The 18,167-nt window shown below is 65.8% G+C and carries 18 protein-coding genes; 12 read left to right on the forward strand and 6 right to left on the reverse strand.

What is annotated here, in order from left to right; translation table 11 throughout:
- Positions 1–78: 78 nt before the first annotated feature.
- Entirely contained in the window at positions 79–357 is a 279-nt protein-coding gene (locus ACMGEZ_RS25315) for a DUF3606 domain-containing protein (protein WP_436825041.1), read from the forward strand.
- A 17-nt stretch (positions 358–374) separates the two neighbouring features.
- Here ACMGEZ_RS25315 and ACMGEZ_RS25320 read toward each other — a convergent pair whose 3' ends face one another.
- From ACMGEZ_RS25320 to ACMGEZ_RS25330, 3 genes are all read right to left on the reverse strand, one after another.
- Positions 375–1,148, reverse strand: a complete 774-nt coding sequence (locus ACMGEZ_RS25320) for a ZIP family metal transporter (RefSeq protein WP_436825042.1) — start codon at positions 1,146–1,148, stop codon at positions 375–377.
- An 83-nt stretch (positions 1,149–1,231) separates the two neighbouring features.
- Positions 1,232–1,630: a MarR family winged helix-turn-helix transcriptional regulator gene (locus tag ACMGEZ_RS25325; protein ID WP_436825043.1), complete on the reverse strand. Its 399-nt coding sequence runs from the start codon at positions 1,628–1,630 to the stop codon at positions 1,232–1,234.
- A 141-nt stretch (positions 1,631–1,771) separates the two neighbouring features.
- Entirely contained in the window at positions 1,772–2,362 is a 591-nt protein-coding gene (locus ACMGEZ_RS25330) for a TetR/AcrR family transcriptional regulator (protein ID WP_436825044.1), read from the reverse strand.
- Between the two features lie 208 nt (positions 2,363–2,570).
- Here ACMGEZ_RS25330 and ACMGEZ_RS25335 point away from each other — a divergent pair, with 208 nt between their 5' ends.
- From ACMGEZ_RS25335 to ACMGEZ_RS25375, 9 genes are all read left to right on the forward strand, one after another.
- Positions 2,571–3,443 carry a branched-chain amino acid ABC transporter permease gene (locus ACMGEZ_RS25335; protein WP_436825045.1) on the forward strand — a complete coding sequence of 291 codons (873 nt, stop codon included), beginning with the start codon at positions 2,571–2,573 and terminating at the stop codon, positions 3,441–3,443.
- 4 nt (positions 3,444–3,447) lie between these two features.
- A complete protein-coding gene (locus tag ACMGEZ_RS25340) occupies positions 3,448–4,521 on the forward strand; it encodes a branched-chain amino acid ABC transporter permease (protein WP_436825046.1) in 1,074 nt (357 codons plus the stop codon).
- 80 nt (positions 4,522–4,601) lie between these two features.
- Positions 4,602–5,366 (forward strand): ABC transporter ATP-binding protein, encoded by a 765-nt coding sequence (locus tag ACMGEZ_RS25345; RefSeq protein WP_436825047.1) that lies wholly within the window; start codon positions 4,602–4,604, stop codon positions 5,364–5,366.
- Positions 5,367–5,428: 62 nt separating this feature from the next.
- On the forward strand, positions 5,429–6,211 hold the full coding sequence (locus ACMGEZ_RS25350; protein ID WP_436825048.1) for an ABC transporter ATP-binding protein: 783 nt from the start codon (positions 5,429–5,431) through the stop codon (positions 6,209–6,211).
- A gap of 15 nt (positions 6,212–6,226) precedes the next feature.
- Positions 6,227–7,423: an ABC transporter substrate-binding protein gene (locus ACMGEZ_RS25355; protein WP_436825049.1), complete on the forward strand. Its 1,197-nt coding sequence runs from the start codon at positions 6,227–6,229 to the stop codon at positions 7,421–7,423.
- A gap of 5 nt (positions 7,424–7,428) precedes the next feature.
- On the forward strand, positions 7,429–9,201 hold the full coding sequence (locus ACMGEZ_RS25360; RefSeq protein ID WP_436825050.1) for an AMP-dependent synthetase/ligase: 1,773 nt from the start codon (positions 7,429–7,431) through the stop codon (positions 9,199–9,201).
- Positions 9,202–9,204: 3 nt separating this feature from the next.
- Complete coding sequence (locus ACMGEZ_RS25365; protein ID WP_436825051.1) at positions 9,205–10,389, forward strand: acetyl-CoA C-acyltransferase; 1,185 nt, start codon at positions 9,205–9,207, stop codon at positions 10,387–10,389.
- A 16-nt stretch (positions 10,390–10,405) separates the two neighbouring features.
- Positions 10,406–12,184 (forward strand): acyl-CoA dehydrogenase C-terminal domain-containing protein, encoded by a 1,779-nt coding sequence (locus tag ACMGEZ_RS25370; protein WP_436825052.1) that lies wholly within the window; start codon positions 10,406–10,408, stop codon positions 12,182–12,184.
- 58 nt (positions 12,185–12,242) lie between these two features.
- The gene (locus ACMGEZ_RS25375; RefSeq protein WP_436825053.1) at positions 12,243–13,424 is read left to right on the forward strand and encodes a thiolase family protein; all 1,182 of its coding nucleotides are present in this window, start codon (positions 12,243–12,245) and stop codon (positions 13,422–13,424) included.
- 63 nt (positions 13,425–13,487) lie between these two features.
- Here the strand turns inward: ACMGEZ_RS25375 and ACMGEZ_RS25380 are convergent, their stop codons facing one another.
- Both ACMGEZ_RS25380 and ACMGEZ_RS25385 read right to left on the reverse strand, forming a co-directional pair.
- Positions 13,488–14,474, reverse strand: a complete 987-nt coding sequence (locus ACMGEZ_RS25380; protein WP_436825054.1) for an NAD(P)H-dependent flavin oxidoreductase — start codon at positions 14,472–14,474, stop codon at positions 13,488–13,490.
- Between the two features lie 7 nt (positions 14,475–14,481).
- Complete coding sequence (locus ACMGEZ_RS25385; protein WP_436825055.1) at positions 14,482–15,225, reverse strand: SDR family oxidoreductase; 744 nt, start codon at positions 15,223–15,225, stop codon at positions 14,482–14,484.
- A gap of 159 nt (positions 15,226–15,384) precedes the next feature.
- Here ACMGEZ_RS25385 and ACMGEZ_RS25390 point away from each other — a divergent pair, with 159 nt between their 5' ends.
- Positions 15,385–15,975, forward strand: a complete 591-nt coding sequence (locus ACMGEZ_RS25390) for a 2-hydroxychromene-2-carboxylate isomerase (RefSeq protein WP_436825056.1) — start codon at positions 15,385–15,387, stop codon at positions 15,973–15,975.
- 26 nt (positions 15,976–16,001) lie between these two features.
- Positions 16,002–17,678, forward strand: a complete 1,677-nt coding sequence (locus tag ACMGEZ_RS25395) for an AMP-binding protein (RefSeq protein WP_436825057.1) — start codon at positions 16,002–16,004, stop codon at positions 17,676–17,678.
- 119 nt (positions 17,679–17,797) lie between these two features.
- Here ACMGEZ_RS25395 and ACMGEZ_RS25400 read toward each other — a convergent pair whose 3' ends face one another.
- Positions 17,798–18,109 (reverse strand): polyhydroxyalkanoic acid system family protein, encoded by a 312-nt coding sequence (locus ACMGEZ_RS25400; protein WP_436825058.1) that lies wholly within the window; start codon positions 18,107–18,109, stop codon positions 17,798–17,800.
- Positions 18,110–18,167: the final 58 nt, after the last annotated feature.

An 18,167-nucleotide genomic window follows, 5' to 3' on the forward strand; every position in this document is an offset into this window, starting at 1 on the left:
TCAGAAGAACGCGGTCGAAAGCTACCCGGTTTGCCTGCCGTTCGCCCAAAAAGTGTCTGGAACAACAGGGAGTACTGAATGACAGACATCCACAAGGCCGAATTTTTCTACGAAGACACTGAGATCCGCCAACGCGCGAGGAGCCTGGGCTGCACCGAAGCCGAACTGCGCGAGGCAGTCAAGGCCGTCGCGAACCTCATCTCGCTCGAGCGCAGCGATGAAATCTGCGATTGGGCTATGAGCTTGTGCTGCACCGAAGCCGAGCTGCGGGCTGCCGTAAAGGCAGCTGGTTATCCAGGCGAGGCGGTCGATGCCGCTGATCCGCTCTTCCTTGCCGGTGAATTCAATGATGTTTGAGAAATCCCAACTGGTGCTCAGGACACATTCGACAGGCTGAAGATCACCAGCAGACCCGCGCCCATCGCGATGGCTGACGATTGCTGGTACTGGTGACTTTCGGCCTCCGGCACGAGCTCGGTGGCGCAAAGATAGAACATCGCACCGGCACCAGCCGCGAGCAGCAGACCAAGCGTCGCGGGCGCCAGGTCTCGCAGCAGGAACCAGCCCGCCATCGCCGAGGAGAACAGCGCCACTCCGATCAGGCTGGTCCATCCCAAGATGCGGCGCGCCTGGTGATCGCCGCCTTTTTCTCGGATGAGATCACCGATGCTCATGGACTCGGAAATGTTGTCGACGACGATCGCCAATCCCACGATCATTCCCAGCGACGGATCGGTCGCGGCGCTGACGCCAATCGTCAGGCCTTCGATTAGTTCCTCGGCGCTCGTTCCACCAGCCAATACGGTCACCTTGTCGCCCCGCATACGGCGGAGTCGTCGCATCGTCAGGACCCGGTCGCGCTGAGAAGCCTTCTCGCCCGCACTCGCTCCGCGATGGACGAACAGATCGAGCGCATACACGAAGCCGAAGCCGAGCGCGAATCCCGCCACTGCAGTCGGGAGCGACGCCACCTCGACGGCGTGCGGCAGCATCTCGAAAGCAAACGCGCCGAGCAGTGCACCGGCCGCGAAGCCGACCGCGATCGACAGCCCGAGCGTCGTCGGCCGCTTCCATAGCGCCAGCGCGCCACCTATCGGCGACGCCAAAGCGCCGGCCGCCGCAAGGATGAGCAGCGAGGCGAGATCCATGCGCCGCACTTTCGCGCACCCCGCCCCCTATCCCCGTAGGAGCATGGATATTTTCGGCTTCGTGGCTTGATCCGGCTGCCACATCATCCATTCGCTGCTGTCATGCTTGCCAGGCAGTCCTCGGCGAGTGAATGCAACGCGCTTGCGTTTCGACTCCCGATCAACCGATGCACTCTGGCCTGCGCCGTGGTCCAGTGAGGCTGGCCTTCAGCACACTTTCTGCGGCCCGAGACGGTGAGGCGCACGCTGCGTGTGCGCCCGTCGAGCCCGGGGCCAAGCTCCAGCCATCCGGCGGAGATCAAGGTTCTCAGATTGCGCGTCAGCGTGGACGGGTCGAGCGACGTTGTCTCGGCCAGGTCACAGGGACGCACTGGCCCATGTGCCAGAACTTCCGTCAGCAGCCAGTATTGGGTGGTTGTGAGACCGGCCTTGATGAGTTCCGCGTCGTAGTGCTGCGTGACGAGTCGCGAAAGATCGCGCAACTTGGTGCTAGTGCACTGCAATGGCCCAGCACCAACTTTCGCTGACCCTTCGGCCCCAGCCGCCCGCGCATGCGGCGTAGATGGCGCACGCACAAGCGCATTTGCATGAGTGGCGCGCCAGGGCAAGGTCAGCCCTTGCTGTCAGGATCCTTTGGCGGGCTTCGCCGGGGCATCGTCCAGTGCGTGCGTCTGGTCGATGAAACGTCGGCTGGAGGCCAGGATTTCCTTGCGGGTGCGCTCGGATTCGACTGCGCGAGACAAGACCAGTGCGCCAACACATTGGGCAATCAGCGCCCATGCTGCATCCGGATCGCCGATGCGCGAGCTCCAGCTCTTCTGCAAGCGCTTCAAGCCCTCTTCGACCGATGCACGAACCTCAGGCCCCGCCCTCGCGATCTCCGGCCCCAAGGCCGGCAAGACGCATCCGGTTTCCGGGTGCAGCGCGTGATAGGAACTCAGATAGCTGCGCAACCGCTTCGCGACATGGTCGGGCGGTGAGTCCCGGTCCCCGGCCAGCATCTCGGTGCTGTTCGAGATCTCGTGTTCGACGAGCTCGGCGAACAGCGCTTCCTTGGACGGGAAATGTCCATAGAACGCTCCCCCGGTCAGGCCGATGCTCGCCATCAAGTCATCGACGCCGGTGGTTCCGAAGCCGCCTTTCTTGGCGATGGCACGGGCATTCGCCAGCAGCTTCTTGCGGGTTTCCTCTTTGTGGGTCTTCGGATAGCGCATGCATCGGCCTCGGCAGAACGTGGAGCAGCCATCATAGCATGCCGATCGTTTGCTAAACGTATCACCTCCATCAGGGCACGCTGCTGGCTGCCGAGGGTTTTCCCCTGCGGCAAACCCGCTCTGCCGTGTTGACGATGCCTCCATTGCAAACCTATAGTTCACGACCGTTCAACAAACGGCCGTTATGTAACTTCAGGCGGAGGATGTGATGACGCAACTGACCCAGCTGATCGCGCAAGGCATCTCCAGCGGTGCGATCTACGGGCTCGTCGCGCTCGGCCTCGTTCTGAGCTACAAGGCGACCGAGGTGCTCAACTTCGCGCAAGGCGACGTGGTGATGCTTTCCGCGTTCCTCGGATGGGGCCTCATCGTCGCTGCCGGCCTTCCGTTCTGGCTCAGCTTGGTCGTCGTGCTGTGCATCTCGGCCGCGTTTTGCTTTCTCCTGGAAGCGAAGATCATGCGCAGGATCGTCGGCCGCCCCCAGTTCTCGGGCGTCATGCTCACCATCGGGATCGGCTTCATGATCCGCGGTGGCGTCAGCATGTTCTTCGGGCCGGAGTCGCGCAGCTATCCCACGCCGTGGACAGGGCAGTCCATGCAGATCGGCGGCAGCGTCGTGGCCGAACTCAACCTGGTGATCGTCGGCGCCGCAATGGGCGTGACAGCGCTCCTCTATTACTTCCTGCGCCGCACCACGCTGGGCATCGCGATCCACGCGACATCGCAGAACCAGCTCGCGGCCTATCTCTGCGGGGTGCGCGTGAAGCGCCTCAACTCGCTGGTGTGGGCCATCTCCGGCGCGATCGCCGCGCTGTGCGGGCTGCTGCTCGCGCCCATCACGCTGGTCGACCTGGGCTTGTGGTTCGTCATGCTCAAGGCGCTGGCGGCCTTGGTTCTCGGCGGCTTCGGCAGCGCGCCGGGCGCCATCGTCGGCGGGCTCCTCATCGGCCTCATCGAGCAGTTCGCCGGCGTCTACCTGCCCGATGGCGTGAAGGACGTGGCGCCCTACCTCGTGCTCATCGCGGTTCTCATCCTGTATCCGCGCGGGATCCTTGGCGAAAGCCACGGCCGGAGGGTCTGACGCAATGGCACGCTACGAAACGGTATTCGAGGACGGGCGCCGGCTGCTGCGCGGCAGGCCCGAGCGGCTTGCGTACGGCTTGCTCGCATTGGCCCTGGTGGCCGCACCCTGGGTGCTGCCGGCCTATCACATCGGCGAGGCGACATTCATCCTCATCATGTGCGTCGCGAGCCTCGGGCTCATGATGCTGACCGGCTTCACCGGGCAGGTGTCGCTCGGCCAATCGGCATTCGTCGGCATCGGCGCGTACATCCACACCATTCTCTTGACGCAGGGCGTGCCGCTGCCCGTGTCGCTGCTCCTCACCACAGGGGGCGCGGCACTCGGCGGGCTGCTCGTCGGCATGCCGGCCATTCGCGTGTCGGGGCTGCACCTGGCCATGGTGACCATGGCCTTTGCCATCGTCTCCGAGCATGTGATCGGCCGGTGGAAGAGCGTCACCGGGGGCCACGGCGGGATGGCCGTGCCGGACCCGACCCTTTTCGGGCTGAGCCTCGGCGGTCCGCGCGCCTTCTACTTCCTCTGCCTGGTGGTGCTGGCGGTGGTTCTGCTCCTGCTGGTCAACCTGATGCGCTCCGCCACCGGCCGCGCCTTCATCGGCATTCGCGACTCCGAAGCCGCTGCGCAGGGCCTGGGCATCGACGTCGCGCGCACCAAGGTACTTGCGTTCAGCCTTTCGGCGGCGTGCTCGGGCCTGGCCGGTGCATTGCTCGCGCACCAGATGCAGCACATCACGCCGGAAGCCTTTGGCCTGGCGCTGTCGCTGCAGCTCGTGTTGATGGTGTTCATCGGTGGACTCGGAAGCCTGCGCGGGGCCATCCTGGGCGCGATCCTGATCGGCCTCTTGCCCTCGTTCATCTCCTCGCTGAAGGAGGCGCTGCCTGCGAGGCTCGGCGCGCAGTTCGGTCTGGAGCTTTTCGTCTACGGCGCCGTGCTGACCTTCTTCGTCCTGCTCGAGCCGGGCGGCCTCAACGCACGCTGGGTTCGCATCCGCAAGGTCATGGCCGAGTTCCCATGGGTGCGCAAGAGCAGCGTTCACCAGACCAAGGTCTACATGAAATCGGAGCGCTACCGATGAGCGCCGTACGACCGCCCGAAGGCGCGAAGGCTTCCTCTGGAGGCCGCGCAGTACACGAAGCGACAAGCGTGGGGGCCCCATTGAGTGCCGCATTCTTCGAGGTCGAGCAACTGAGCCTCTCCTTCGGCGGCGTCAAGGCCGTGCGCGACGTGAACTTCTCGGTCGGCGAAGGAGAGATCCTCGCGGTGATCGGTCCGAACGGCGCGGGCAAGACTTCGCTCTTGAATCTCATCACACGCGTGTTCGACGCGAGCAGCGGCAGCATCCGCTTCAATGGCCACGAGATCTCGCGCCTGGCGCGGCACGACGTGGTGCGCCAGGGCATTGCCCGCACGTTCCAGAACATCGAGCTGTTCGAAGGCGCGACGGTGCTGGAGAACCTGCTGCTCGGCCGCCATCGTGCGGACCACGGCAACTTCTTTTCGCAGATGTTCAACCTGCCGTCCGTGCAGCGGGCAGAAGCCCTCTCGCGCGAACGCGTCGAAGACGTCGTGCGCCTGCTGGACCTCGCCGCGTTCCGGCATCGGCCCGTGGCGGAACTGCCTTACGGCGTGCGCAAGGTCGTCGAGCTCGGCCGTGCCCTCGCTGCAGAGCCCCGGTTGCTGCTGCTGGACGAGCCCGCCTCCGGGCTCAATCCCGAGGAGACACGCAGGCTTGCGTATTGGCTCGAAGACATCCAGGCCGAACTGGGCGTCACGGTGGTGATGGTGGAACACGACATGTCGCTGGTCGCCGCCGTGGCCGATCGCGTGGTCGTGATGGACCAGGGCCAGGTCCTGACCGACGGCACGCCGGCGCAGGTGCAAGCCGATCCGCGCGTGATCGCGGCTTACCTGGGGACCTGAATGAGTTCCGCCGTGCCGCCCGAAGGAACTCGCACCGCAGCGCGTAGCGCCGAGGCACTCCTATGACCGCTCTGCTGTCCGTCCGCAATCTCGAGACATGGTATGGCCCCGTGCGAGCGCTGCACGGCGTGAGCCTCGAAGTGCATGCCGCGCAGATCGTCACGGTGCTGGGCGCCAACGGCGCCGGCAAGACGACCCTCCTCAACACCATTGCCGGCGTGCTCGCGCCTTCCAACGGAACGGTCGAGTTCGAGGGCCGTCCCATCGCAGGCAAGGACGCCGATGACGTCGCGCGCGGCGGCGTCGTGCTGGTGCCCGAAGGACGCCAGATATTCCCGTTTCTCACCGTCGCGGAGAACCTGCGCATGGGTGCGTTCGCCCGGAAAGACTCGGAGATCACGCGCGACATGGAGCAGATGTACGACTGGTTCCCGCGCCTGCGGGAACGACAGCGCCAGCAGGCGGGCCTGCTTTCCGGCGGCGAGCAGCAGATGCTGGCGATCAGCCGCGCGCTGATGGGACGGCCGCGCCTGCTGCTGCTCGACGAGCCTTCGCTGGGCCTCTCGCCGCTGTTCACCAAGGACATCTTCGCCATCATCAAGCGCATCCGCGAGCAGACCAGGACGGCCGTTCTGGTCGTGGAGCAGAACGCGGCGATCGCGCTGGCCACCGCCGACCACGGCTACGTCATCGAACTGGGACGCGTGGCTGCGGCCGGAAGCTGCGAGGCCCTCTCCCAGCGCGAAGACATCAAGGAGTTTTACCTGGGTGGCGCATCGCACCACCTGCCGCAAGGTGTCGCTGGCGGGATTCGGCCGGCACGACGACGCCCTTCCTGGAACTGAGAAAAGGACATAGCCATGACACTCGATCGCCGAACCCTTCTGAAGACAAGCCTGGCCGCCGTGGCACCCGGCGCCCTGTGGACCCCATCCGCGCGCGCAGCGGGCGTGGCCGACAAGGAACTCGTCCTCGGCACGCACCTGGATCTTTCCGGACCGGTGGCCATTGCCATGCCCGTGATCCGCAACGGCATCCAGATGCGCATTGACGAGGCCAACGAGGCCGGCGGCATCAACGGCCGCAAGCTCCGGCTGGTCATCGAGGACAACGCGAGCCAGCCGTCGCAGGCGGTGCGCGCCGTGGACAAGCTGATCCGCAAGGACGAGGTCTTCGCCCTGCTCTGCCCCTTCGGCTCCGGACCGAACGTGGCCACGGTCAAGAAGGCGGTGGATGCCGGCGTGGTCTGTTTCGCGCCTTATGCTGCCTCGGGGCTCGTGCGCCAGGCGGCCGGCAAGACGCCGCTGCTTTTCACGACCAACCTGAACTACGACAGCACGACCTCGGCCGCCGTCAAGTGGGCCACGGGCAACCTGGGCAGCAAGAAGGTCGGCTTCATCTACCAGGAAGGTCCGTTCGGCGACCTGGTCGGCAAGGGTGTGAAGGCGGCGCTCGCCGCCAAGGGCGCGCCGCTGGCGGCAGAAGCCAGCTACAAGGTCGGCGATCTCGACTTCTCCTCGCACGTCGCGCGCATGCAGGCGGCGGGCGTGGACCTCATCGTCTGCGCGACCACCACACGCGAAACCATCGCGGTGGCAGCCGAAGTGAAGAAGCTCGGCCTGGCCGGCGTCAACGTGCTGACCGCCAGTCCCGGCCGTGCCGGCCTCACCGTGGCCCTCGGGAAGGACGCGATGGAGGGCGTGTACGGCGTCGGCACCTGGCGCATCGCCACGCCCGACCAGGCCACCCCTGCCGAGAAGGAATGGGCCGAGAACTACCGCAAGCGTTTCAAGGCCGAGCCGGACGACGTGGCCGCTGCCTTCTACGACTACACCAGCTGGTTCCTGCAGGAAGTGCGCAACGCGGGCCGCGACCTGACGACCGACAAGCTGGTGAAGGCGCTGCAGGCATCCACCTTCATGGGCGTGTCGTCCTACGACACGCAGCGCTTCGCCAACAACCACATCGACCCCGAATGGACGCGGGTCGAGCAGGTCGTGCAGGGCCGATGGACTGCACGGTCGAACGTGGTCGATCCGGCCAAGGGCGCCCTGTGATCCACGTGTCGGCATCCCTGGCCGCGGACGAGGCGCGCCTCGCGACGCTGCCGCAGTTGTGGCGGCGCCGATGCACCCAATGGGGCGATCGGCCCGCACTCCGCCACAAGGAGCGCGGCATCTGGCAGGGGCTGTCCTGGAGCGGCTATTTCACGGAGGCACGGGCCGTGGGACTCGCGATGGCCGAGGCCGGGCTGCAGGCCGGCGAGGTGGTCTCCATCCTTTCGGACAACCGGCCCCGGTGGCTGGTCGTCGACATGGCCGCGCAGGCCATGGGTTACGTGTCCCACGGCATGTACCCGTGCAGCACGGCCGCGCAGGTCGGGCATGCGCTCGTGGAGGCGGGAACGCGGGTGATCTTCGTGGAGGACGCCGACCAGCTCATGAAGGTGCTTGCGGTACGCGACACCTGTCCCGACCTGCGCCACATCGTGGTGCTCGACACGCGCGGGCTGCTGCGCTTCACGGACCCGCAGGTCAGCGCCTACGACGAATGGCATGCCCGTGGTGCGCAAGCCGCTGCCCGGGAACCGGCGCTGTTCGACAGCCGCATCGACGCGGGCTCGGGGGAACAGATCGCGTTCCTGGCGGCCACCGCAGGCAGCACCGGCCCGGCGCGGCTGGTGGCCTGGCGACAGCACGAGTTCTTGCGGGAAGTGCGCGCCGTGAGCCATTGGCTGCAACTGCGCCCGGGAGACCGGGCCCTGTCGATCATGTCGCTCGCGCACTACGGCGAACGCATGCTGGCCCAGAAGGCCATGCTCATGCACGAAGCCCTGCTCCACCTGCCGGAGAACGGGGCCACGGTGTTCAACGACATGGGCGAGGTCGAGCCGCACTTCCTGTTCGCAGCCCCGCGCTTTTTCGAGAAGCTGCAAGGCATGACCGAGCTGTTCATGCAGGAAGCCGTGTCCGCCGCGCGCACCGCATACGCCTCCTGCCTTTCAACGCGCAGACCTGGCTGGCTGCAGCGCAGGACGCGGGAGCGCATACGTTCCGCCCTGGGTTTGCGAAACGTCCGGGTCGCCCTGACGGGCGGAGCCTCCAGCCCCGCGCAAGTGGCCGACTGGTTCGACGCCATCGGCGTTTCCATGCTCGACTGCTACGGCATGGCCGAGGCCGGCTTCTGCAGGATCGTTCCTGCCAGCCGCTCGATGGAGACCGCATCCGCACCGTTCGAGACCGGCACCCAGCTCAAGCTGGCACCCGATGGCGAAGTGCTGGTGCGCGGCGCGGTCCAGCGGCCGGGCTACTGGGTCCGCGGAACATCGAGCGCCGCCGAGACCTTGGCGGACGGGTGGCTGCGTACCGGCGACCTGGGCCGTGTCGATGAACTCGGCCGCGTGCAACTGCTCGGCCGCTTGCGCGCGCGCGCCATCGGAACACGAGGAGAACCCATCAGCCCGGAGATTGCGGAGGATGCGTTCCGGCTCAGCCCCTACATCGCCGATGCGATCGTCGTGCCGGCGGAAGGGGGGCATTCGGCGGCACTGCTCGCGCTCGACGAGGAGCGCATCAGGAAGCATGCGCAGCAGCAGCGGCTGCCCTTCACCGACTACGCCAGCCTGCTCGGCCTGCCCGAGATCACTGCACTCATCGCGGCGCAAGTGGAGATCGCGAACGGGCGCCTGCCCGAGAACCATCGCGTGCGCACCATTCGCGTCATCCCACGTTCGCTGCACCAGGGCGACGAAGAACTCACCCCCGCGCTGCGCCTGAACCGCCCGGTTGTCGCGCGCCGCTACGCCAACCTTTTGACCGAACCCCTCGGAGTCTGAATCATGAGAGAAGCCGTCATCGTTTCCACCGCACGCACGGGCATCGGCCGCGCCTTTCGCGGCGCTTTGAACAACATCAAGTCGCCCACCCTGATGGGCCACGCGATCCACCACGCCGTGCAGCGGGCGGGCATCGATCCCGGCGAAGTGGAGGACGTGGTCATCGGCACCGCGCTGGCCGCCGGCACCGCGGGCATGAACATCGGACGCCTTGCTGCGCTCGCGGCGGGACTGCCGCAATCCGTTCCAGGTCAGACCATGGACCGGCAATGCGCCTCGGGCTTGATGGCCATTGCGACGGCGGCCAAGCAGATCGTCGTCGACGGCATGGACGTGACCGTCGGTGGGGGCCAGGAGAACATTTCCGCCGTCCAGAACCCGTTCGTCAAGTGGGTGGGCGAAGAGGCCGACCCCCAGCTTGTCGCGCGCGTGCAGCACGCCTACATCCCGATGCTGAACACGGCCGAGATCGTGGCGAAGAAGTACGGCATTTCGCGCGAGGCGCAGGACGCGTATTCCGCGGAAGCGCAACGCCGCACCGCCTTGGCGCAGGAGCGCCACCTGTTTGACGACGAGATCGTGCCTATCGCGACGCGCATGGCCGTGGCCGACAAGCAGACGGGCGCGATCAGCTACCGCGACGTCACGCTGAACCGCGATGAAGGCAACCGCCCCGACACGACCTTGGAGGGCCTTTCCAATCTCAAGCCGGTCATCGAAGGCGGTGTCATCACGGCCGGCAATTCGAGCCAGCTTTCGGATGGTGCATCGGCCTGCGTGCTGGTGGAGCGCGCGGTTGCCGAGCGCCGCGGGCTCAAGGTTCTGGGCACGTACCGCGGCATCGCGGTGGCCGGCCTGGCGCCCGAAGAGATGGGCATCGGCCCGGTCCTGGCGGTGCCGAAGCTGCTGAAAACCCATGGGCTCAAGGTGAGCGACATCGGCCTGTGGGAATTGAACGAGGCCTTTGCTTGCCAGGTGCTGTACTCGCGCGACCGCCTGGGCATCGATCCGGAGCAGCTGAACGTCAACGGCGGCGGCATCACGATCGGCCACCCCTACGGCATGACCGGCTCGCGGCTGGTGGGGCATGCGCTCATCGAGGGCAAGCGGCGCGGCGCGCGCTTTGTCGTCGTGACGATGTGCATCGGCGGGGGCATGGGCGCGGCGGGCCTGTTCGAAGTGGCTTGAGGGAAGGAACATCACGATGACCTATCAGGCCCCCATGCGGGACATTCGGTTCGTGCTGCACGAGCTGCTCCAGGTACCCGCGATGCTGCAGGCTTGCGGCCAGCCGGAGCTCGACGCCGAGACCATCGACCAGGTGCTCACCGCGGCCGGCCAGTTCGCGTCCGAGGTGATTGCGCCGCTCAACGGGCCCGGCGACGAACACGGGTGCAGCATGCCTTCCGCCGGCGTGGTGCAGACCCCGCCCGGCTTCAAGAAGGCCTATGACGAGTTCACGAAGAACGGGTGGGCCGGACTGGCGTGCAGTCCCGAGTTCGGCGGCCAGGGCTTTCCTTCGGTCGTGGCCAACGCGGTCTATGAGGTCTTCGGTGGGGCGAACATGGCGTGGTCGTCTTATCCCGGCATGTCGCATGCCACCTACGTGAACGTGGCGGCCAACGGATCGGAGGAGCAGAAGGCGCTGTACCTGCCGAAGATCGCCTCGGGCGAATGGGCCGGCACCATGTGCCTGACCGAGCCGAACGCGGGCACCGACCTGGGCCTGATGCGGACCCGCGCCGTGCCGCAGCCCGATGGCAGCTACAGCATCACCGGCAGCAAGATCTTCATCTCCGGCGGCGAGCAGGACCTGACCGGCAACATCATGCACCTGGTGCTCGCGCGCATGCCGGACGCACCGCCCGGCGTGAAGGGCATCTCTCTTTTCATCGTTCCGAAATTCATCCCCGATGCGAGCGGCGCTGCCGGGGCACGCAACGCGGTGGTCTGCGGCTCCATCGAGCACAAGCTGGGCATCCACGGAAACTCGACCTGCACCATCAATTTCGACGGTGCAACCGGCTGGCTGCTGGGTGCGCCCAACAAGGGCCTGGCGGGCATGTTCGTGCAGATGAACCACATGCGCGTGCTGGTCGGCATGATCGCCATCGGCCTGATGGAAGCGGCCTACCAGAAGGCGCTGGCCTATGCCAAGGAACGCCTGCAGGGCCGCGTCAGCGGCGCAAGATCGTCCGGCCAAGCCGCGGACCCGATCATCGGGCATGCCGACGTGCGCCGCATGCTGCTCACGCAAAAGGCGAACATCGAGGGCGCACGCGCATTGGCGCTATGGACTGCGCAACTGAGCGATCTCCAGCGTCTTCATCCCGACCCAGCCAGGCGCAAAGAGACGGCTGAACTGCTCGGCCTCCTGACCCCGCTCGTGAAGGCGCTGTCGAGCGACCTTGCGGTGGAGTGCACGCTGCTGGCCATGCAGGTGTTCGGCGGACACGGCTACATCCGCGAGAACGGCGTGGAGCAACACCTGCGCGACGTGCGCATCGTGGGCCTCTACGAGGGAACGAACGGAGTGCAGGCCATGGACTTGCTCGGGCGCAAGGTGCTGGCGGACCAGGGCCGGCAGATGGACTCCTTCCTGGACATGGCCGGCGCATTCGCCGAGACCTGCAGGCCGCGCGCGGCGATGCGCGAGTTCGCTGAGCCGCTCGCCGAGCTGGTCGCCGACATCAGGCAGATCACCGGCGAGCTGGTGGCCACGTCGGCCGAGGATCCGCACGCCGCAGGTGCGGCCGCCGCCCCCTATCTGCGCCTGGTCGGGCACTTGGCGCTTGCGTGGAGCTGGGCGCGAATGGCCGAAGTCGCGCTCGAGCACTCCGAGTCGACCGACCCGATCTACACATCGAAGATTGCCACGGCTCGCTTCTACTTCCAGCGGCTCCTGCCGCAGACGGCGGCACTCTGCCGCGAGATCCGGGCCGGGTCGTCCGCATTGATGGAACCGGCAATCGACCTGTTCTGAGGGGCGGCATGTACCAAGACCCACGGGGACACCGTTACTTGACACAGGAGAGTTCACCATGAGCAAAGAAATCGTCATCTGTTCGCCAACGCGAAGCGCGATCGCCAGTTTCGGCGGGTCGCTGAAGACAACGCCGACCGCTGCGCTGGGCGCGCACGCCATTGCCGCCGTGCTGCGCCGTTCCGGGCTGGACCCGGCGCGCGTCGACTCCGTGGTGATGGGCAATGTCGTACAGGCGGGCAATGGCATGAACGTGGCCAGGCAAGCCGCGGTCCAGGGCGGGCTGCCCGTGGATGCACCCGCCATGACCGTGAACCGCGTCTGCGGATCGGGCGCGCAGGGGGTCGCAACCGCGTACTCGGAAGTGCTTGCCGGGGTGTCGCGCATCGTGATCGCCGGCGGCGTGGAGAACATGGACCGCGCACCGTACCTCCTGCCCGGCATGCGCTTCGGTGCCCGCATGGGCAATGCCGAAGCCATGGACTCCCTGCTGCTCGACGGATTGAACGACGCCTTTTCGGGCAAGCATTCCGGCTGGCACACAGAAGACCTGGTGCAGAAATATGGCGTGACGCGCGAAGCGCAGGATGCCTTCGCGGCCCAGAGCCAGCAGCGGTTTGCTGCCGCGCAGGAGGCCGGGTGGTTCAAGCAAGAGATCGAGCCGCTGACGATCAGGGGCGGCAAGGGGTCCACGGTCTTCGCCGCGGACGAAGGAAGCCGTCCCGACACCACGGCCGAGACGCTGGCGCGCCTCAAGCCCGCGTTCCGTCCGGACGGCACCATCACCGCCGGCAACGCCCCGGGTATCAACGGCGGGGCAGCCGCAATGATCGTTTGCGAGGCTTCGGTCGCGCGCGAAGCCGGTCTCACGCCGATGCTCGCCATTCGCAGCGTCGCCGTCGCCGGGGTCGAGCCGGGCTTCTTCGGATTGGGGCCGCTGCCGGCCATCCGCCAGGCGCTCGGCCGCGCCGAATGGAACGTGCAAGACGTCGACCGCTACGAGGTGAACGAAGCCTTTGCGGCCATCGCGATCGTCGTGCGAGACGAACTGAACATCGAGCCCTCACGCTTCAATATCGACGGCGGCGCCATCGCACACGGCCATCCCATCGGTGCGACGGGTGCGATTCTGATCACGAAGGTTGCCCATGCGCTCCAGCGGACCGGTGGCCGCAAGGCCGTGGTGTCGCTGTGCATCGGCGGGGGCCAGGGCATTGCCCTGTGTCTCGAACGCATCTAGCAGCGGTTCGCCCCTTCGAGAAGCCGGCTCACTCCGCGGAATGAGCCGGCCGACGCCCAAAGGCTAGGCCAGGGCAGGCTCCAGGAACCCTGCGAGCCGCCGTGTGATCAGCTGCTCGGCCTCATCCATGATGCGGTCCATCAGCTCCTGCACCGTCGGAATGTCGTTGATCAGGCCGACCACCATGCCGCAGCTCCAGGCGCCCGCATCCATGTCGCCGTGCATCATCACGCGCGGGTAGACGCCCGCGACCTGGTCGATGATGTCGTCGAACTTGAGATCGGCTCCCTTTTCCTTCTCGATCCTGATCAGTTGCTCCACGGATGAATTGGTCAGCACGCGCTCGGTGTTGCGCAGGCCGCGCATCACGAGCCGTGTATCGAGCTCGGTGGCCGCCACGATGGCGTCCTTGACGTTCTGGTGAACCGGTGCTTCCTGCGTGGCCACGAAGCGCGTGCCCATGTTCATTCCCTCGGCACCGAGCGCAAGCGCCGCCACCAGGCTGCGTGCGTCGGCCATTCCGCCGGACGCCACGAACGGAATCTTCAACTCCTCGGCGGCCCGGGGCAGCAGGATCATGTTGGGCATGTCGTCCTCGCCCGGATGGCCGCCGCATTCGAAGCCGTCCACGCTGACGGCATCGCATCCGATTGCTTCGGCCTTCAGCGCGTGCCGCACCGAGGTGCACTTGTGGATCACCTTGATGCCGGCCCTCTTGAGCGCCGGCATGTAGGCCTCGGGACTGCGACCGGCCGTCTCGACGATGCGGACGCCGCCCTCCGTGATTGCCGCGATGTACTCGGGGTACGGCGGCGAAGACAGGGTCGGCAGGAACGTGAGGTTCACGCCGAAGGGCTGGTCCGTCATCTCGCGGCAGCGGCTGATTTCCTTGGCCAGGAGCTCGGGGGTTTTTTGCGTCAGGCCCGTGATGAGCCCGAGGCCCCCGGCATTGGAGACTGCCGCGGCGAGTTCCGCGAAGCCGACGTAGTGCATGCCACCCTGGATGATCGGATGGCGGATGCCGAAGAGTTCAGTGATGCGTGTTTTCATGTGTCTTTCACCAGGTTTCCATGTAAGGGCGCAGGTCCATCTCGAACGTCCATGCGTCCCGAGGCTGGGTATGCAGGTACCAGTAGTTCTCCGCGATGTGCTCGGGGTTCAGGATGCCGTCCTGCTCCTTCAGCGCATATCGCTCAGGAAAGTTGCTGCGGATGAACTCCGTGTCGATCGCTCCATCGACCACGATGTGCGCCACGTGAATGCCGCGTGGACCGAGCTCGCGCGCCATGCTCTGGGCGAGTGCGCGCAGGGAATGCTTGGCACCGGCAAAGGCCGCAAAGTTTGCCGAGCCGCGGATGCCGGCTGTCGCGCCGGTGAAGAGAATCGTCCCGCGCCCTCGCGTGACCATCCTGCGGGCGACCTCGCGCGCATTCAGGAATGCGCTGAAGGCGGCCATCTCCCAGATCTTCATGTACTTGCGCCCCGTCTCCTCCAGGATGCTGCTGGGCACATTGGCGCCGATGTTGAACACCATCACCTCGATAGAGCCGCGCTCCTTCTCGATCTGGTCGATGAGTGCAACGACATCGTCCTCCTTGCGCGCATCGCTGCCGTAGCCGAACGCCTGGCCCCCCGCTGCGCGAATGCGCTCGACCGCCGGCTGCAGCTTGTCCGCAGAGCGTCGTGTCAGGCACGCGACATAGCCCTCGCGGGCGAAGCGCGCGCCGATGGCGCTGCCGGTGGCATCGCCGGCGCCGACGACGAGGGCCACACCGCCTCGGTGGCTGGCTGATTTGTCCATGCGTTCTCCTTTACAAAAACGATCGTTAAGTCATTGCACGTTAATCATCCAACGATCGTTTGTCAATCAAGCCAGAGTGAGTGAAACCCTGTTGACGGGAGTCCCGCAATCACATAGCTTCAGTTAAACAAACGTCCGTTAACTCAAAGGAACCATTCGATGCGCAAGTCAGTTGATTTCTTCTTCGATGTCGGCAGCCCGTCGTCATACCTGGCGTGGACGCAATTGCCGGACCTGTGCGCCAGCCATGGGGCCGAGCTCGTCTACCGGCCGATGCTGCTCGGCGGCGTCTACCAGGCCACCGGCAACTCGTCGCCAGCGACGATTCCAGCCAAGGGGCGCTATACGCAGATGGACTACGAGCGCCACGCGCGCCGGTATGGCGTTCCGTTCAAGGGAAATCCGCACTTTCCCATCATCACGCTGTTCCTCATGCGTGCGATCACCGGAATCCAGTTGCGCCGGCCCGAGCAGCTGCAGCAACTGCTCGGCTGCGTGTTCAAGGCCCTGTGGATCGACGCGCTCAACCTGAACGATGCGCAGCTCACGGCCCACATCCTGACCGAAGGCGGATTCGATCCCGCCGAGATCGAGCGCCTGACCCAGGATCCAGAAACCAAGGCCGCGCTGAAGGCAACCACGCAAGAGGCGGTCGAACGCGGCGTGTTCGGCGCACCCACGCTCTTCGTCGGCGACCAGATGTTCTTCGGCCAGGACCGCATGGACTTCGTTCGCGAAGCCCTTTCCTGAGTCCCCGCCCGCGCGAAGGAAATCACATGGAACACCGACTCTGGCATGCCTCCTATCCGGCAGGGCTTCCCCACGACGTCGTCCTCGACGAACATGAAACCCTCGTCACCTTGCTGGAACGTGCGTTCGCAAAGCACGCCGCAAGAACGGCCGTGACTTGCGCCGGCGAATCGCTGACTTTCGCCCAGGTGGAGCATGGGTCGGCGCTGCTCGCGCGGTCGCTGCAAGCTGCGGGTCTGAAGCGAGGCGACAGAGTGGCCCTCCTGCTGCACAACAACCTCGTCTACCCGGTCGCGTTGGCGGCGATCCTGCGGGCAGGCATGGTGGGTGTGACGATGAATCCGCTCTACACGGCGCGCGAGCTGGCGTACCAGCTGGCCGATTCCGGGTCATCCGCGCTGGTGGCTGCCGAGCCGTTCATGGGCCTCGTCAACGAGGTTGTCGAACAGACACAGCTCAGGTATGTCGTCACCGTGCCAATGCGAGAGGTAAAGCAGGCGCTGTTCGCGACGGCGGGCCGACCGAATGCAGAGGCCGCGAGCCCTACTCCCAAGGTCGCGAGTTTGCGCGACGCAACGTCCGCGCTGGCAGACGCCGAATTTGCCAGCGAGGATGTCCGCCCCTCCGATCTGGCCTTTCTGCAGTACACCGGCGGCACCACGGGGGTTTCCAAGGGCGCGTGCCTGACGCACCGCAGCGTGCTCGCCAGCACGCTGCAGATGCGGTCATGGCTGGGACTGGCACTCGACATCGACAATTTCGAGATCGTCACGCCGCTTCCGCTTTATCACATCTTTCCGCTCGGAACGACATTGACGGCGCTTGCCAGCGGCGCTCACAACCGCCTGGTGGTCAATCCGCGCGATGCCCAGGCGCTTTGCGCCGAACTCAAGAGGGCGCCCTTCGACATGCTGATCGGCGTCAACACGATGTTCAATGCCATGGTGACATTGCCCGAACTGTCCGGCATCGACTTCTCGCGCTGCAACGTGGTCATCGGCGCCGGCGCCTCGATCCAGGCAGCCGTCGCCGCCAAGTGGGTGGAAGCGGGCGGCCCGCCCATCACGGAGGCCTACGGGCTCACTGAAACATCGCCCAGTGTCACTTTCAATGCGCCTGGCCGCAACGGCACGATCGGTGCGCCGGTGCCCTCCACCGACGTTCTGATCGTCGACGATGCCGGCGAGCCGGTGCCGCTCGGCACGCCCGGCGAGTTGCTGATCAAGGGCCCGCAGCTCTTTGCGGGCTACTGGAACCGCGAGGACGAGACACGCAAGTCGTTCACCCAGGACGGCTGGTTTCGCACCGGCGATGTGGTCACCATGGATGCGCAAGGCTTGATGTACATCGTTGACCGCAAGAAGGACATGATTCTGGTGTCCGGCTTCAACGTCTATCCCAACGAAATCGAGGGTGTCGTGGCCATGCACCCGGACGTGCTCGAATGCGCTTGCGTCGGGGTGCCGGACGAGCGCACGGCAGAGACCCCCCACCTGTTCGTCGTCGCCCGCGCGCCGGGGTTGCAGGCCGACGAGTTGGAAGCGCACTGCCGCAGGCTCCTCGCGGCCTACAAGGTGCCCCGCCACATTACGTTCCTGGAGGCTCTGCCCAAATCCGCAGTAGGAAAGATTCTGCGCAAGGAATTGAGGCCGAGCACCCGCGGCGGCGCCGTTGCAATGCGCGGGGAAGTTGGCGCTGGATGAACAGCCGGAGCGATAGTCAACGTTCGGCACCATGGCGCCCCGAGAGATCGACGACGATCACGGTGTGGCCGCGCAACGCCGGATGCCCGAGCTGCTCCCGAGCCATGCCTGGAATGGGACTATTTCCTTGTCAGCAGCAGTTGTCCCATTTTCTGCAGTCTTTCCTTGAGGCCGCCTGCGATCACGCGGAGGACACCGGGCAACTCAATTTCCATCACCACTGCGGCGTCGAGCACCTGGATGACACCGGAGACCGTCTGACCCATCGCCGCGACGCTGAAGATGAGCCGGTCACCCTCCCAGCGCTCGCTGTAGGCCCCGCCACTGCCCGGCAACAGGTTGATGATCTTCGCGAAACCGGCCTCAATGCGGCGTCGCGCCTCTGCGCGGCCGAGCTGATGTGGAACGCTAATGATGATGGGGGTCGCCATGGGAGTTAGGGTGCCGCGAATCGTCACGCTGGGCAAGACTGCAAGAGGCGATCGGCCG

This window comes from Variovorax stachyos (assembly GCF_051400855.1).
Taxonomy (GTDB): domain Bacteria; phylum Pseudomonadota; class Gammaproteobacteria; order Burkholderiales; family Burkholderiaceae_C; genus Variovorax.

What these genes read in the sequence shown, in the direction of transcription:
- ACMGEZ_RS25315 (WP_436825041.1), top strand. Translation starts at nt 79, where the DNA reads ATGACAGACATCCACAAGGCCGAATTTTTCTACGAAGACACTGAGATC.
- ACMGEZ_RS25320 (WP_436825042.1), bottom strand. Translation starts at nt 1,148, where the DNA reads ATGGATCTCGCCTCGCTGCTCATCCTTGCGGCGGCCGGCGCTTTGGCG.
- ACMGEZ_RS25330 (WP_436825044.1), bottom strand. Translation starts at nt 2,362, where the DNA reads ATGCGCTATCCGAAGACCCACAAAGAGGAAACCCGCAAGAAGCTGCTG.
- ACMGEZ_RS25335 (WP_436825045.1), top strand. Translation starts at nt 2,571, where the DNA reads ATGACGCAACTGACCCAGCTGATCGCGCAAGGCATCTCCAGCGGTGCG.
- ACMGEZ_RS25340 (WP_436825046.1), top strand. Translation starts at nt 3,448, where the DNA reads ATGGCACGCTACGAAACGGTATTCGAGGACGGGCGCCGGCTGCTGCGC.
- ACMGEZ_RS25350 (WP_436825048.1), top strand. Translation starts at nt 5,429, where the DNA reads ATGACCGCTCTGCTGTCCGTCCGCAATCTCGAGACATGGTATGGCCCC.
- ACMGEZ_RS25355 (WP_436825049.1), top strand. Translation starts at nt 6,227, where the DNA reads ATGACACTCGATCGCCGAACCCTTCTGAAGACAAGCCTGGCCGCCGTG.
- ACMGEZ_RS25365 (WP_436825051.1), top strand. Translation starts at nt 9,205, where the DNA reads ATGAGAGAAGCCGTCATCGTTTCCACCGCACGCACGGGCATCGGCCGC.
- ACMGEZ_RS25370 (WP_436825052.1), top strand. Translation starts at nt 10,406, where the DNA reads ATGACCTATCAGGCCCCCATGCGGGACATTCGGTTCGTGCTGCACGAG.
- ACMGEZ_RS25375 (WP_436825053.1), top strand. Translation starts at nt 12,243, where the DNA reads ATGAGCAAAGAAATCGTCATCTGTTCGCCAACGCGAAGCGCGATCGCC.
- ACMGEZ_RS25380 (WP_436825054.1), bottom strand. Translation starts at nt 14,474, where the DNA reads ATGAAAACACGCATCACTGAACTCTTCGGCATCCGCCATCCGATCATC.
- ACMGEZ_RS25385 (WP_436825055.1), bottom strand. Translation starts at nt 15,225, where the DNA reads ATGGACAAATCAGCCAGCCACCGAGGCGGTGTGGCCCTCGTCGTCGGC.
- ACMGEZ_RS25390 (WP_436825056.1), top strand. Translation starts at nt 15,385, where the DNA reads ATGCGCAAGTCAGTTGATTTCTTCTTCGATGTCGGCAGCCCGTCGTCA.
- ACMGEZ_RS25395 (WP_436825057.1), top strand. Translation starts at nt 16,002, where the DNA reads ATGGAACACCGACTCTGGCATGCCTCCTATCCGGCAGGGCTTCCCCAC.
- ACMGEZ_RS25400 (WP_436825058.1), bottom strand. Translation starts at nt 18,109, where the DNA reads ATGGCGACCCCCATCATCATTAGCGTTCCACATCAGCTCGGCCGCGCA.